This is a genomic window from Pseudoalteromonas sp. Scap06, from assembly GCF_013394165.1.
Classification (GTDB): domain Bacteria; phylum Pseudomonadota; class Gammaproteobacteria; order Enterobacterales; family Alteromonadaceae; genus Pseudoalteromonas.
The window spans coordinates 2,531,328-2,545,306 of record NZ_CP041330.1; the positions used below are offsets into that span (position 1 = coordinate 2,531,328).

The window sequence follows — 13,979 nt, forward strand, 5'->3', positions numbered from 1 at the left end:
TTAGTTTTTTTCCTCTGGGGATGTTTCATCTGTTTTAGCTGTTTTTAACGAATGAGCCACTCGCGCTTGACGTTGATGTTCAAGTACTAATGCGCCAATGCGTTGCTGCTGAAGCTCTCGTAAACCTTGCTCTGCGTTATCAAGTGCAGGTGCTGATGAGTAGCTTACAGGCGACGCCATGCCGGTTAACGGCGTGGTTTGCAATAAAGGAATTTCGTTTTGCACAGCATCTTCACCTTGCGGTAAGGTGTTCACGCCAACGATAGTAAACATTGCTACGCTCGCAGCAATTGCTAATTGAGCAACCGGTTTACGCCAATTAAACGCCACTACTTTATTATCTGTTTCGGTATTAGAAGCGGTAGCCACATTGTCAGACTGACTAAAGTCTGCATAAACGGGCTCGCTCTCAAGTGCTAACGAAATGCGTTCGCTAATATCAAAGTCCATATTATTGTTATTTTCTTTAGCTCGCATTGCATCACCAATTAACGCGTAACGGCCAAACGTAGCTACATCATCCGATGCAATAGTTGCATCCTTTAATGTTTGTTCACCGTCAAGTAATGCTGATAACGATTCGTTATCTAAGCGGTTAACGTGTGCTTTTGTCATACTAAGACTCGCCTATCAATGGGTTTAATTTATTATCAATTGCTTCACGGGCACGAAAAATACGCGAACGTACCGTCCCGACTGGGCAATCCATAACCACGGCTATTTCTTCATAGCTCATACCCTCAATTTCTCTAAGAGTAATCGCGGTTTTAAGATCTTCAGGCAAACTATCAATCGTATTAAAAATAACAGCGCGGACTTCTTCGCTTAATAGTAAATTTTCAGGTGACGCGTTAGAACGCATTGAATCTGCACCTTCATAAAACTCGGCATCGTCAGCATCTATATCATTTGCTGGCGGTTTACGCCCTTGAGCCACTAAATAATTTTTAGCACAATTAACGGCGATACGGTAAAGCCAAGTATAAAAAGCACTATCACCACGAAAGTTTGGAAGGGCACGATACGCTTTAATAAACGCTTCTTGTGCTACATCAGCAATGTCACCTTGATTTGATACATAACGAGAGATCAAACCGGCTATTTTGTTCTGATACTTCTTAACTAATAGGTTAAAGGCGTTTTTATCTCCCTGCTGGACCCTTTTCACTAACGCTAAATCTAATTCCTGCTCGCTCATTCGAGCCGGTACTCCTCTGATTGATTCTTGCTTATTATTCATAGTGTCGCCATTGTTCACACCTACTCTGACCCCTAGATGAATAAAAAGTTCTGACTCATATTGTTTTTTTATAAAATAGCTACAAATTACACGTTTATACGCTAAAACCACTTAGTAGTAGTTCAACAAATATGGTACAACTATAAGTATTAAAAATAAATATTGCTCTATCTGAGCATTGTAACCGCAAAGTACCTCACAGATGAACCAAAATAAACATCACATTACCGATGTCGCTATTATTGGTAGCGGCGCAGCAGGCTTATCACTTGCTTTATCTTTGGCTAATTACTGTAACGTTACCGTGATCAGTAAAGGTGAATTAACCGAAGGTTCTACTCTTTACGCCCAAGGCGGAATTGCCGCTGTTTTTGATAAAAAAAATGACAGTATAGAGTCTCACGTTGAAGATACCTTAGATGCAGGTGGCGGTTTGTGTGACAGAGAAGCTGTTCATTACACTGCCAGTAATGCGCATGACTGCCTACAATGGTTGATTGACCAAGGCGTGCCTTTTGATATGGAATTTGATAGTAAAGGTAAAGAGCGCTTTCATTTAACCCGTGAAGGGGGTCATAGCCATCGACGCATTTTGCATGCCGCCGATGCCACTGGCAAAGCAGTGCAAACAACGCTGATTAGCCAAGTTCAAGCGCACAGTAATATCACCTTGTTAGAGCATTATAATGCGATTGATTTAATTACTGATAAAAATATCGGTAAAACGGGGTCACATGTTCACGGTATGCATGTGTGGAATAAAAAAGCCAAAAAAGTAGAAACCATTGGCGCAAAATTTGTTGCCTTAGCAACCGGTGGCGCAAGTAAAGTGTACCTTTACACCTCTAACCCTGATGTTTCTAGCGGTGATGGCATAGCAATGGCATGGCGTGCAGGGTGTCGCGTTGCTAATATGGAATTTAATCAATTTCATCCAACCAGTCTTTACCACCCGGAATTACAAAACTTTTTAATTACCGAAGCAATGCGTGGTGAAGGGGCCTATTTAAAGCGCCCTGATGGCACTCGCTTTATGAAAGAGTTTGATGAACGAGAAGAACTCGCTCCGCGCGATATTGTAGCGCGAGCTATCGACTTTGAAATGAAACGCCTTGGCGCAAATTGCTTATATTTAGATATTAGCCATAAAGACAAAGATTTTATTATTGAACACTTCCCTACTATTTACGCTAAATGCTTGAGCGTAGGGCTTGATATAACCAAAGAGGCAATTCCGGTTGTTCCTGCTGCGCATTATACCTGTGGTGGCGTAATGACCGACTTTAATGGCAAGACAGATTTAGCAAATTTATACGCTGTAGGTGAAGTGGCTTATACCGGCCTGCATGGTGCTAACCGCATGGCAAGTAACTCATTATTAGAGTGCATTGTATTTGCCCATGCAGCAGCAAAAGACATTTTGAGTAAAATAGAGACTGCACCCGCGCTGGCTGATTTACCTAGTTGGGATGAAAGCCGTGTATCTAACTCAGATGAAGAAATTGTCATCACTCATAACTGGCATGAGCTACGATTATTTATGTGGGATTATGTTGGGATTGTACGTTCAACTAAACGCCTTGAACGTGCGCTGCATCGTGTTGAACTGCTACAACAGGAAATACACGATTATTACGCAAACTTTAGAGTAAGCAATAACTTACTTGAGTTACGTAACTTAGTACAAGTTGCCGAGCTTATAATTAGAAGTGCTATGGAACGTAAAGAAAGTCGTGGACTACACTTTACTATTGATTATCCAGAGCAAAATGAGAACCCAACGCCCACTATTTTGACTCCTCTACGTAATTAATTGCTTCAAGCGTTGCCCGTTTCAAGCGCGCATAGCTTTGCTTATCAACACTATTGGCTGAGATAATCAGCCAATAGTTTTTACTAAAGCCATTAATATACAGCCACACACTCTGACCAAGTAACCGGCTTTGGTTACTAATGAGCCCTTGAATTTGCCTGCCTGATCCTTCAAAACGAAATTGATTCGGCTCTAAGAGTATAATGCCTTGCTGTGGTTGAGCAGCCACGATTTTTCGCCAAACAATAATGCCAGCAAGTGTATTAAGTGCAATACAAAAAAGAGTTGCCACCACCGAGTTCATAAATAGGCACAACACTAAAGTCAGCACACAAAAAAAGACCACAATCGGTTTGTGGTCTGTTTTATTATCTGTAACGGTAAATCTATACACGAACTCGGTCTAAAATTAGCTGAACCATGCTGTTTAGCTCTGCGTCTTTACATTCTTCATGGCCCATAAACCAAGCGAATAAATCTGGGTCTTCTTGGGTTAATAGACGCTGAAAAATCGCTTGCTGTTTAGCATCTAACGAATCATAAGCTTCTTCAACAAACGGCATAAACAAAACATCTAGCTCTAACATGCCACGGCGACAAGCCCAACGGATACGTGCTTTACTATGTATTTCAACCATTTTAAACCTCATATTTAATTAACTCGAGTTTACCAAATACGCGTTAATTTAACAGCACTAAGTTATAAAAACATCGTCTGTTAGTCGCTGTACCATACGCTTTAACTACGTTATTATGTGGCCTCATTTGTTATTGCAAAGAAGGTATTTATGTCTCAGGTTTATGCATGTCCTTTATCACATCAGGTTATTAGCCTCTCAGGCGCAGATAAATTATCGTACCTACACGGACAAATCACTCAAGATCTAAATAAACTTAACAACGATAACTTTTTGTGGGCAGGTCACTGTAGTGCAAAAGGTAAGTTATGGGGTGTATTTAAGCTATTTTCTTATCAACAAAGTTACTTTTTAACAGGCTCAAGTGCAGAAGTAGAACGCTCTCTTGCTGAATTAAAAAAATATGCTGTATTTGCAAAAGTTGAAATTAATAAAGCCTCAGAGCGATTAATTGGTTTACTTGGTGATGACCTAACAGGCTTACTCACACAACTCGACATTCACTTTAGCGATAACGCCACGGCTTGTGACTTCGCTCACGGTAAAGCTCTTAAGCTTGGATCAAACCGCATTTTACTAATGGTTGATAGCCAATTTTGCCTACCTGGCGATGTGTCGACCCTCGATGACGATGCGCTATGGCAGCAAGCATCCATACTTGCTGGTGAACCGCAATTAAGTGTTGATGCGATTGATGAATACGTACCGCAAATGGTTAACCTGCAAGCCATTAACGGCATTAGTTTTAAAAAGGGTTGCTACACAGGCCAAGAAACCGTTGCACGTATGAAGTATCTGGGCAAAAACAAACGTGCCATGTATATCGTCTCTGGGCAAAGCGAAGGACAACTTGATGAGCCTGATATTGAAACCCAATTAGGTGAAAACTGGCGCCGCGCAGGTAAACTTATTGCGCAAAGCTATAATGAACAAACACAGACTTTAACTGGTTTGGTCGTGTTGCCAAACGATACTGATATCGATCAGACTCTTCGTGCAAAACACACCCCTTCGGTAGAGCTAAACATTCTGCCTCTACCTTACTCTCTTGAAGATGAATAATAGGAATGACTATGATCGTTGCAGCAAATAAAGTGGTAAAAATGCATTACTCTGTTTTAGATAATGACGGCAATACCATTGATAACTCATTTGGCGGTGAGCCATTAATTTTTATCGTTGGTACAGGCTACCTGATCTCAGGGCTTGAAAACGCGCTGCAAGGCAAGCAAGCTGGCGATACACTAAGCGTAAAAGTGGAGCCTGAAGAAGGTTACGGTGAGCGTCATGATCACTTAATGCAAGCCGTACCAAAATCAATGTTTGAAGGTATGGAAATTGAAGTGGGCATGCAATTTCGTGCAACCACCGATGACGGCGACCAATCAGTAATGATCATCGATATTCAAGACGAAGAAGTGATTGTTGATGGTAATAACCCACTTGCCGGTATTACACTTAACTTTGATGTAGAAATTTTAGAAGTACGCGATGCAACAGCCGAAGAGCTTGAGCATGGCCACGTACATGGCGAAGGCGGCTGTGGCCACGAGCACTAAAACCCGCTGAGTAAAATTGCTATAAGTTTATAAAAAAAGCGCCTTGGGCGCTTTTTTTATAGCATATTATTCTGTGTTCGTAATTTGGCTTGAGGCTCTGCTGCTGGCATTTCAACAGGGGTTATTTTATCTTCAAGCGCAGCAACTAATCCTGCTTGGTCATTTGTGCCTAAGCGATACTGGGTGCCATCTTTAAGCGTTAATTGCACCGCACTAAAGCCTGATACCGTATAAATCCACCCATCGTGTGTAATGCGAATACCAATACCATGGCGGTATGAGTTTTGTACTGCTTTTACATCAACAATATCTTCTAATGCTAACTTTTGGCCAGCAACACCAGGGCCAAATGCCCAGCTAATATGGGTTTCATCAACTTTAATGGTTAAACCGTGGAACAAAAAGCCCACCAGCACTAAAATACCAGCAAATACGATTAACGGGGCATCGGCACCAATTAAGTTCCATGCAAGCGCAACAAAACCGCTGATCCATGCTAATACTACAAATATAAATACCGCATACTGCTTATGCTGATACATAACACTCTCTATTAAAAAGTTAAAAAATTAAAAACTGTACACTAAGGTTGCACTGAGCTCTGAATCGTATTTAAGCTTATCTTCTTCAGGCTTAGAATTATAACGATACATATAAGCAAACTTAAGCGATACCGCGCCAACCACTTGGCTAATTAATGCCGTTTCTGACTTTAACCGAGAGTTAAGCCCAGACAAAGACTGTTCTATACTGATATCTTGATTAAATCGGGTACGCTTAGATACTAACCTCTCCCACTGCATTGCAATACGAAGTAAATAACCCATTTTGTCTTTATCGTCGTCAAGTGCTGTTGACTCATCATCAGCAACTGAGCGATATAAACCTGGGCCAATGTCTATATCTACTTTATTTTTAACCCCTTGATAAACACGTGCACCATAACCGGTTGCTATCGTACTTTTAAAATCAAGACCGCTAAATTGATCTTCCTCATAATCCCCGTAAATAAAGAACGACGAGTTTTTAACCCCTACTTTATAGTTACCTTGTGCAGAAACAAACACCCGATTAGCAGTAACATCCGACTCGCCCGTTTCTTCGTTTTCATCACGTTTGTACAAGGAGTCTATTTTGAATTGATTTCGCCAGTTTTCAAAATCTTGATAAAGATTCCCTTTAAGCTTAAAACTGGTGGAATTAGTGTTACCTTTACTTAAAATAAAACCAAATTCGGTATCGCCGTACAACACTTCGCCTTTGTGTAACTCATGAATTTCTTCATCTGAGAGTTCCCCGTATTGATGAAAATCTTCAAAGGGATCAACGGCCCAGCTAAAGCAGCTAAATAATAAAAGCAGTAATACAAAGAAGCATCGCAAAATACGTTCTCTTGCAAATGGCAATAACAAAAAAGCAGAGAGGTGGTTATTCACTTTCTTTCCACAAAATATGACAAAAAGGCGCGTCTTTATCACGGCTAATTAGAATTTTCGCAAATAGTACGTCTTCGTTATCAAACTCAAGGCCCACTAATACTTGAATAAAATGCTCAGGTTCAATTTCTAGGGCAACAAAGTCTTGCCACTGTTCATCGGGCTCATCTTCTTCAATAAAGCCTAGTTCTTCACGGTGTAGGTTAAATTCTTCAACATCTTTGTCGCTTAAATTATTGGGAGCCAGCTCTAAAAAAATATCATAAGCTTGATGAGTTGCTTCTTCTACCGTAAATAAACGTGGACCTGACATGAATGGTTAACCTCTGAGCTTTTAAGTGGCAATCATAATATCAAAAGTTGCTAGGGTTTTGATAAAAAAAACACGTTAATTACTGACTTTTTTATTTATTCCTAATACTTATAGATATTATTAAATTGGTTAGCACACGGGTCTGTTGACCTTGGAAGATTAAATAGCCATCAAAGATAGCTAGCCCCACGTGTATTAAAAAATTCAGTTTGTTTTTATTCACCTTCACCCACTTTACTTAACATCAATAAAAACATAAGCTCAAACAACAGGTCAGAGGAGTGAACAATGATAAAATTAGAAAAAAAACAGGGTATCGCTACCGTCACATTACATCGCGTAGAAAAACAAAATGCCTTAAGCTTTGCTATGTTTGTTGAGCTTAACAAAGTGATTAAAAATATAAAAAAAGACGCCAGTATTCGTGCAGTTGTATTAACCGGTGAGGGCGAACACTTTTGTGCAGGGCTCGATATTAACGCGGTCATGGCCTCGCCATTCAATATCATAAAGCTCCTATTCAAATGGCTTCCTGGTAATCAAAACCTAGCGCAAAAAGTTGTACTGGGCTGGCAATCATTGAGTGTGCCTGTAATTGCTAAAATTAACGGAAACTGTCTTGGTGGTGGCCTGCAAATAGCGCTTGGAGCTGATTACCGAATTGTTCATCACGATGCCAAGCTCGCCATTATGGAAGCGCGCTGGGGGTTATGCCCCGACATGGGCGCTAATGTTATGCTTGCAGGCTTAGTAAAACGCGACCAAGCACTTTGGCTAGCAAGTCATGCTGACCCCATTAGTGCTCAACATGCTTTTGAACTCGGTTTAGTAACAAAAACAACCGACGATACCGATAAAGCAACTAAAGAAATGCTTGATACATTACAAGCACGTTCACCTGACACATTAGCAGCAATAAAACGTGTAACTCAACAAAGCTATAAAGCCCCAGCTCGAAAAATACTCGCCAAAGAAACATGGAGTCAAATTCGCTTATTAATCAACCCTAATACTAAAAAAGCCATCGCTAAAGCAAAAGGTAAAACTGATATTGAGTTTGCAAACGCCAAACGCTGGTAATACTAAGGCACAATGCACAAAACAGCGTTATTTGTTAAAGTGATAATCCTCTATTTTATTGAGTCATCGCCATGAAATACTTTTTAAGTAGCGCTATCATTTTGCTTTGCTTGGCAGTGGGCAAACTCATTATGCACTTTATTGATGCCAGTTTTCCTGCGCCACTGTTAGCAATGGTTATTTTACTGGTTTTACTTTTATCAGGTATTGTTAAAGAGCAGCAACTTACCCCGTGTGCCACACCTATTTTAAATGTAATGCCTATTTTCTTTATTCCTGCAGGCGTTGGTTTTATTGAACACTTAGCACTTATAAAAACCCATTGGCCTTTCTTAACTGCAGTTATTTTATTAGTCCCCTTGAGTAGTTTAATTTTAGTGGCGAGCCTAGTAAGTTACTTTAAAGGTAAAACTAATAATGACTGATTTCAGTAGCACCATTTTTAGCCTTGGCTGGTTAACCATTCCATTTATTATTATCCTTTTTATTGCACTAAGGGCTGTTAATCTTAAAATCAATCAGAGTATTTTAAAGTCATTAACCAACCCCGTTTTTTTAAGCATCGGCATTATTGCCTTACTACTCGTTAACCTTAAATTACCCTATTCACAATTTGCATCGCATAGTCGGTTGTTAACGTGGTTATTGGAGCCGGCCATAGTCGCTTTGGCCTTGCCGCTATATCAACAATTTATGCACGTACGTAAAAACTTTTTACTTATTTTAGTTGCCTGCAGTATTGGTATTATTAACGCCACTCTGGTAGCTTTTGTATTAAGCGTTTTATTTGCTGCCCCCTCGCAACTGAGCGCATCAGTTGCGGCACTTAGCGTTACAACACCTATTGCATTACTTGTCACCGATTCACTTGGCGGGATCAGCTCGCTAGCCGCTGCCATGGTAATTTTTATTGGTTTACTCGGCGCTTTATTTGGCATTTTATTATTAAAACTAATTAAAATATTTAACTTTGAGGCACAAGGAATCGCAATCGGTACCGCGTGTCATGCTATAGGCACCGCGGCTGCAATTGCCGAGCATCCAAAAATAGGGGCGTTTTCATCGGTGGCTATGGCATTGAGTGCGTTATTAACTGCTGTAATTGTGCCAATAATGTATCCAATTTTAGTTAACACTTTGTTATGATAAGCAGATAAAACACTATCGCTAAAATAGAGTCGACATGATCAGTTCTGAAATTCAGCAATTTGAAAAGTACTACGCCCTACTTACTGAATATTTAGTTACCTACAGTATGCAAATTGTCGGCGCTATTTTTATTCTATTGGTTGGCCTATGGGTAGCGAAAAAGCTCGCTGCAGGTGTTGCCAATTTGATGACGCGACATAACGTCGATATCACCTTAACTAACTTTGTTAGTAATGTCGTTAAAGTATTACTGATCATTATGGTGATCATAATTGCGCTTGGTAAAATTGGCATTAGTGTTACCCCGTTTGTTGCTGCAATAGGTGCCGCTTCTTTAGGTGCTGGCTTAGCATTACAAGGCATGCTTTCTAATTATGGCGCCGGGCTTGCAATTATTGCCACGCGGCCATTTGTGGTGGGCGATACCATAGAAATAAAAGGCGTTAGCGGCCAAGTAAAACTCATTGAGCTGGGTCACACCGTATTAATTAATGAAGAAAAAGTAGAAATAACCATTCCCAACAAACATATTGTTGGCGAAATTCTGCATAACTCATTTAGCTACTCCTTAGTAAAAGGTGAAATAGACATAGCCTACAGTGCCTGTAGTGATACCGCGATTAACCTAATTGAAAACGCATTAGCTAATAACGAACTGGTTGCTAAACAACCCAATGCACAAGTTGGCATAGAACGCTTTGCTGATAGCGGCGTAACTATTAGCTATCGATACTGGGTTCCTACCACTAAAATTATTGAAACTAAGCTCGCTATTAATGCCAGCGTATATAAAGCAATTAACAATGCCAATATAGAAATTCCGTTTCCACAGCGCATTGTTACACTTAATAAAAATAACTAGCACTACTAATGTAACTAAAGCAAAAAGCTAAATGCACTTATAACTATAAAAATGAGCCAATTATGCATCAACCGCCCTTTTATTTAGGTGAATGGCAAATCACCCCTGCCAGTAACACCATTCAACGCGCTGAAGAACAAAAACAGCTAGAACCCAAAGCCATGGATGTGTTGCTGTACTTGTGTCAAAACCAAGCAGAGATTGTCAGTAGCGACGCGTTATTAACTCACTGCTGGGCAAACACAGAAACCGGCGATAACCCTCTGCATAAAACTATCACTCAGTTACGAAAAGCTCTAGGTGATAAGGCAAGCGCGCCGCAATACATAGAAACCATACGTAAACGTGGTTATAGAGTTATTGCAACGGTTGAGTTTCCATTAGCTGATGATCTCCCCAGCCAAGTTAACACATGGCAAGGCGGCTCTCCTTTTTTAGGTTTGAGTGCATATAACCCAACCGATACCCACTTATTTTTTGGTCGTAATCACGCCATCAGCAGGTTATTAGAGAGCGTATCAAACCAAGTAACATTGCAGCGCGCATTTTGTTTAATCCTTGGCCCTAGTGGCTCGGGTAAATCATCATTAGTTAATGCGGGTATATTGCCAAAGCTACTCGACGAGCGAGGCTATAACGGCATTAGAGTAATGTCGTACACCCAACTCGACTTTGCAGATGTAGCTCAAAATAGGCTGTATTTAGATCTCGCCTCAGCCATGCTCGATTGGGATATTAACGACATTCCAGTATTTACAGGGTTAAGCGCACAAACGCTGGCGCAGCAGCTAGAACATGACATAGACAATGTTATTAGCGGCTTAAAAAATACAATTGCAAATACCCAAACAGCAGCAAAAATGCCGCAATTGTTTTTGTTTATAGACCGCTTAGAAGTGCTACTTTCCTCACCGCTATTTAGTAACGACACCCGAAGTCATTTTTTATCTGTTATTGAGCGTTTAGCGACCTCTAAAGCGGTGATTGTATTTAGTGCCTGTCGTAACGATTTTTACCCTTTAGTGGTTGAGCAACCAAGTCTTATGGTGGGCAAGGCTCATGGCGCGCATTACGATTTAACCCCGCCAAATCGCCATGAACTACAACAAATTATTCGCTTGCCAGCGTTAACCGCTAATTTAACGTTTTCGCAAGACCCACACACTAAAACCCCGCTGGATGAAATACTTTGCGCCGATACCGCCAATAATCCAGATGCACTGCCCATGCTGCAATACACACTGCAAGAGCTGTATTTACAGCGCAGTGATAATAATGAGTTATTGCACAGTGTGTATGAAAAACTCGGCGGTATTGAGGGTGCCATTGGTAAAAAAGCCGAAGAAGTATTTATAGGGCTTTCTCAAGCGCAACAACAGCAACTAAAAAGCGTGTTATCGCAATTAGTAACGCTAAACCCAGATGGTAAAACCATTACGAGCCGCGCAGCCCGCTTGCAAGCATTAACCAACACCAGCCAAAAAGAACTGGTTCAAGCTATGGTCGATAGCCGCTTATTTGTATCGCATTTACAAAACCAAGAAGCCTACTTTAGCCTTGCCCACGAGGCATTATTACGCCAATGGCCACGTGCCAAACAGTGGATTAATGACCATAAAGATGCCCTTGCTATAAAAAGCCGCTTACACCACCACACGCAACAATGGCTTAATGAGCACAAAAGTAACGCCTATCTGTTAGCGCCGGGTAAACCATTGCAAGAGGCCGTTACCTTATTAAACGACAACATATTTAAACTAGACGATGACGAACGCGCGCTTATAACCAGCTCTCTTAAACACAGTAAAACAAAAACAACTATAAAACGCGGCACCGTCGCTCTGCTTTGTTTACTTACCTGTGTTGCCCTATTTATGAGTGTTACCAGCTTTCAAGCGCAGCAACTTGCACAGCAAAAACGCCAAGAGGCCGAAAGCTTACTAGGGTTTATGGTAGGTGATTTTGCCGATAAATTACGCAGCGTAAAGCGTATGGACCTACTTGATGGCATTAGTAATAAAGCACTTGAGTATTTTACCAATCAAGTTGATGAGCCAAGCTCACTATTTAACTTTAGCAGTCAACAAGGCGAGTTTAAAAGTCGCTTTCAGTACGCGCAAACTCTGGAAGCCATGGGAGAAGTGGCCTATTCCCGCGGTAAAACCATTGAGGCCTTCACTGCCTTTGAAAACGCCCGCATTCGCCTTGAAGCACTCTTAAAAATACAGCCTAATAATTTAGAGCTACTAACGCTTGCCGGTGCCAATGCCTTTTGGCTCGGTCAGCTTCATTATGATAAAAGTGATTACGCCGCTGCTGAACCGCTCTTAAAAAAATATCATACTTATAGCGAAACCATGTATTCATTAGCACCGAATGATTTTAACTCGATTATGGAGCTATCGTATTCGCATAATTCGCTGGGGTCTTTATACATAGAGAAATCTGACTACATTGCTGCAAAACAGCGCTTTACAAAATCGCTGGCCCTTAAAAACAAAGCCCTTGAGCTCAAACCTAACAACAAAAACTTATTGCGTGATAAAGCCGATACCATCAGCTGGCTGGCAAAAACAGAAGAAAAGTTAGGTGGCTTTAGTACAACGGTAAATATGTTAGAAAATGCACTAACAGTGGTAAAAGATATGACTGTTAACTATCCAAACGATGCAAGCCTTTTTTATATGTCAGCAAATATACATATGCAACAAAGTTATTTATTGAGCTATTTAGCCGATAAACGAATAGCTTACCAAAAAGCGCTTTTTGCTAACAAAATGATAAGCAATGCACTAAAACAAGATTCCAAAGACAATAAACTTCAGCTTATGTATTACCGCTCTTTAGCGCAATTATTGATGTTATCTAACGACAAAAATATTGATCCAAGGATAGAAGAAATTATCACATTCTTAAAGTCACAAAGCCTTAATAATATCAGGGTCATTAGTATAAAAATTGGTTTGATTCAATATTTTATAGATAGAAATTTACTACACAAAGCCCAAAAATTATTAACTACGCTTGAAAGTCACGAGAGCTATCAACAGTTGATAGCTAAACAGGCAAAGATTGGTGATAATTTAGTACTCATACGAATAAACCTGCTGAAAGCTAAGTTAGCTGCTACGAGCACACAAAAAGATCAATTTTGCTTAAGTGCACTACAAGAAATTGCTAAAACAGTAAATACAAACCAAAGCGTTCTCATAACTTATCCAAAGATACAGGCTTACACCTGCTTGAACCGAGCAAACGAAATCCACGAGATAAAAGCACGCCTAGTTAAACTGGGCATCAACAACTTTCAACTATAATCATGAATACAAAGGAAATAATATGAATAATACTCAAGAGCAAATTCACTTTGAAGTTAACATTGTACTAGACAATGACGGCGAAGCTAACTTTACATACTCTATAAATGGCAATGAAGTGACTGGCGGCGGAGTTGTAAGAACAGAAACCGCAGGCATTTACAGTTTAGATGAAGCCACGCTTGCTAAAGGTTTTTTATTCACTGGCGCCACTATCACCGATGTTAATAAAGAAACACCTTGCGCTCAAGACTTTAGCTTTAAAGTAAGCGATAACGGCCGCACCATTACTATTATCGATACCGGTGAAAATCCAGGCACCGCCTGTTTAGTATTTAATGTTGAGTGCAATGGCAAAGCCTATAAAAGTACCGATCCTCAAATTATAAATGAAAAAGAAAGATAACTAACAACAATTAATTTCTAAATTGCACAGGACTGATTTATTCCTGTGCAATTTTTATAAGCCAAACACTTTAACGCTAACACATACCAAGCAGCATTATTAATAACCATCCTTTATTGCTAATCTATAATAAAAACCTCAACTTTCAATTGCTTAATAATTTAAT

At 40.2% G+C, this 13,979-nt stretch carries 16 protein-coding genes; 9 read left to right on the forward strand and 7 right to left on the reverse strand.

The genetic code is table 11. The features are described 5' to 3' along the window. Together FLM47_RS11780 and rpoE are read right to left on the reverse strand one after the other, a co-directional pair. On the reverse strand, positions 1-615 hold the full coding sequence (locus FLM47_RS11780) for a sigma-E factor negative regulatory protein (protein WP_178956449.1): 615 nt from the start codon (positions 613-615) through the stop codon (positions 1-3). A gap of 1 nt (position 616) precedes the next feature. Beyond that, positions 617-1,198 carry an RNA polymerase sigma factor RpoE gene (gene rpoE / locus FLM47_RS11785; protein ID WP_010387792.1) on the reverse strand — a complete coding sequence of 194 codons (582 nt, stop codon included), beginning with the start codon at positions 1,196-1,198 and terminating at the stop codon, positions 617-619. Positions 1,199-1,442: 244 nt separating this feature from the next. On the opposite strand from rpoE, the gene nadB reads away from it, so the two are divergent. After that, positions 1,443-3,053 carry an L-aspartate oxidase gene (gene nadB, locus FLM47_RS11790; protein WP_178956450.1) on the forward strand — a complete coding sequence of 537 codons (1,611 nt, stop codon included), beginning with the start codon at positions 1,443-1,445 and terminating at the stop codon, positions 3,051-3,053. Here the strand turns inward: nadB and FLM47_RS11795 are convergent. Next, positions 3,028-3,357, reverse strand: coding sequence for a hypothetical protein (locus tag FLM47_RS11795; protein ID WP_218651723.1), 330 nt, complete (start codon positions 3,355-3,357; stop codon positions 3,028-3,030). The two genes, nadB and FLM47_RS11795, sit on opposite strands and share 26 nt — an antisense overlap. 82 nt (positions 3,358-3,439) lie before the next feature. Beyond that, on the reverse strand, positions 3,440-3,691 hold the full coding sequence (locus FLM47_RS11800; protein ID WP_010387788.1) for a succinate dehydrogenase assembly factor 2: 252 nt from the start codon (positions 3,689-3,691) through the stop codon (positions 3,440-3,442). Positions 3,692-3,841: 150 nt separating this feature from the next. Between FLM47_RS11800 and FLM47_RS11805 the strand changes: the two genes are divergently transcribed. Together FLM47_RS11805 and FLM47_RS11810 are read left to right on the forward strand one after the other, a co-directional pair. After that, positions 3,842-4,753: a folate-binding protein YgfZ gene (locus tag FLM47_RS11805; protein ID WP_178956451.1), complete on the forward strand. Its 912-nt coding sequence runs from the start codon at positions 3,842-3,844 to the stop codon at positions 4,751-4,753. A gap of 11 nt (positions 4,754-4,764) precedes the next feature. After that, a complete protein-coding gene (locus FLM47_RS11810) occupies positions 4,765-5,250 on the forward strand; it encodes a peptidylprolyl isomerase (protein WP_008111743.1) in 486 nt (161 codons plus the stop codon). A gap of 56 nt (positions 5,251-5,306) precedes the next feature. Here the strand turns inward: FLM47_RS11810 and FLM47_RS11815 are convergent, their stop codons facing one another. From FLM47_RS11815 to FLM47_RS11825, 3 genes are read right to left on the reverse strand one after another with little or no spacing between them, the layout of a single operon-like run. After that, a complete protein-coding gene (locus FLM47_RS11815; protein ID WP_178956452.1) occupies positions 5,307-5,792 on the reverse strand; it encodes a hypothetical protein in 486 nt (161 codons plus the stop codon). A gap of 27 nt (positions 5,793-5,819) precedes the next feature. Beyond that, the gene (locus FLM47_RS11820; RefSeq protein ID WP_138609342.1) at positions 5,820-6,632 is read right to left on the reverse strand and encodes a DUF481 domain-containing protein; all 813 of its coding nucleotides are present in this window, start codon (positions 6,630-6,632) and stop codon (positions 5,820-5,822) included. A 46-nt stretch (positions 6,633-6,678) separates the two neighbouring features. Then, a complete protein-coding gene (locus FLM47_RS11825; RefSeq protein WP_013465646.1) occupies positions 6,679-6,999 on the reverse strand; it encodes an HI1450 family dsDNA-mimic protein in 321 nt (106 codons plus the stop codon). Positions 7,000-7,287: 288 nt separating this feature from the next. Between FLM47_RS11825 and FLM47_RS11830 the strand changes: the two genes are divergently transcribed. The 6 genes from FLM47_RS11830 to FLM47_RS11855 all read left to right on the forward strand — a co-directional run bounded on the left by FLM47_RS11830 (position 7,288) and on the right by FLM47_RS11855 (position 13,813). Beyond that, positions 7,288-8,079, forward strand: coding sequence for a crotonase/enoyl-CoA hydratase family protein (locus FLM47_RS11830; RefSeq protein WP_178956453.1), 792 nt, complete (start codon positions 7,288-7,290; stop codon positions 8,077-8,079). 71 nt (positions 8,080-8,150) lie between these two features. Beyond that, positions 8,151-8,504, forward strand: coding sequence for a CidA/LrgA family protein (locus FLM47_RS11835; RefSeq protein ID WP_178956454.1), 354 nt, complete (start codon positions 8,151-8,153; stop codon positions 8,502-8,504). Then, on the forward strand, positions 8,497-9,225 hold the full coding sequence (locus FLM47_RS11840) for an LrgB family protein (RefSeq protein WP_178956455.1): 729 nt from the start codon (positions 8,497-8,499) through the stop codon (positions 9,223-9,225). Before FLM47_RS11835 ends, FLM47_RS11840 begins: the two co-directional genes overlap by 8 nt. A gap of 37 nt (positions 9,226-9,262) precedes the next feature. Then, positions 9,263-10,090 carry a mechanosensitive ion channel family protein gene (locus FLM47_RS11845; protein ID WP_178956456.1) on the forward strand — a complete coding sequence of 276 codons (828 nt, stop codon included), beginning with the start codon at positions 9,263-9,265 and terminating at the stop codon, positions 10,088-10,090. A 62-nt stretch (positions 10,091-10,152) separates the two neighbouring features. Beyond that, positions 10,153-13,407 (forward strand): winged helix-turn-helix domain-containing protein, encoded by a 3,255-nt coding sequence (locus FLM47_RS11850; protein WP_178956457.1) that lies wholly within the window; start codon positions 10,153-10,155, stop codon positions 13,405-13,407. A 22-nt stretch (positions 13,408-13,429) separates the two neighbouring features. Continuing rightward, on the forward strand, positions 13,430-13,813 hold the full coding sequence (locus tag FLM47_RS11855; protein ID WP_178956458.1) for a DP-EP family protein: 384 nt from the start codon (positions 13,430-13,432) through the stop codon (positions 13,811-13,813). Positions 13,814-13,979: the final 166 nt, after the last annotated feature.

Bases quoted from the DNA above. Each gene is read 5' to 3' on its own strand.
- FLM47_RS11780 (WP_178956449.1), bottom strand. From the start codon at position 615: ATGACAAAAGCACACGTTAACCGCTTAGATAACGAATCGTTATCAGCA.
- rpoE (WP_010387792.1), bottom strand. From the start codon at position 1,198: ATGAGCGAGCAGGAATTAGATTTAGCGTTAGTGAAAAGGGTCCAGCAG.
- nadB (WP_178956450.1), top strand. From the start codon at position 1,443: ATGAACCAAAATAAACATCACATTACCGATGTCGCTATTATTGGTAGC.
- FLM47_RS11795 (WP_218651723.1), bottom strand. From the start codon at position 3,357: ATGAACTCGGTGGTGGCAACTCTTTTTTGTATTGCACTTAATACACTT.
- FLM47_RS11800 (WP_010387788.1), bottom strand. From the start codon at position 3,691: ATGGTTGAAATACATAGTAAAGCACGTATCCGTTGGGCTTGTCGCCGT.
- FLM47_RS11805 (WP_178956451.1), top strand. From the start codon at position 3,842: ATGTCTCAGGTTTATGCATGTCCTTTATCACATCAGGTTATTAGCCTC.
- FLM47_RS11810 (WP_008111743.1), top strand. From the start codon at position 4,765: ATGATCGTTGCAGCAAATAAAGTGGTAAAAATGCATTACTCTGTTTTA.
- FLM47_RS11815 (WP_178956452.1), bottom strand. From the start codon at position 5,792: ATGTATCAGCATAAGCAGTATGCGGTATTTATATTTGTAGTATTAGCA.
- FLM47_RS11825 (WP_013465646.1), bottom strand. From the start codon at position 6,999: ATGTCAGGTCCACGTTTATTTACGGTAGAAGAAGCAACTCATCAAGCT.
- FLM47_RS11830 (WP_178956453.1), top strand. From the start codon at position 7,288: ATGATAAAATTAGAAAAAAAACAGGGTATCGCTACCGTCACATTACAT.
- FLM47_RS11835 (WP_178956454.1), top strand. From the start codon at position 8,151: ATGAAATACTTTTTAAGTAGCGCTATCATTTTGCTTTGCTTGGCAGTG.
- FLM47_RS11840 (WP_178956455.1), top strand. From the start codon at position 8,497: ATGACTGATTTCAGTAGCACCATTTTTAGCCTTGGCTGGTTAACCATT.
- FLM47_RS11845 (WP_178956456.1), top strand. From the start codon at position 9,263: ATGATCAGTTCTGAAATTCAGCAATTTGAAAAGTACTACGCCCTACTT.
- FLM47_RS11850 (WP_178956457.1), top strand. From the start codon at position 10,153: ATGCATCAACCGCCCTTTTATTTAGGTGAATGGCAAATCACCCCTGCC.
- FLM47_RS11855 (WP_178956458.1), top strand. From the start codon at position 13,430: ATGAATAATACTCAAGAGCAAATTCACTTTGAAGTTAACATTGTACTA.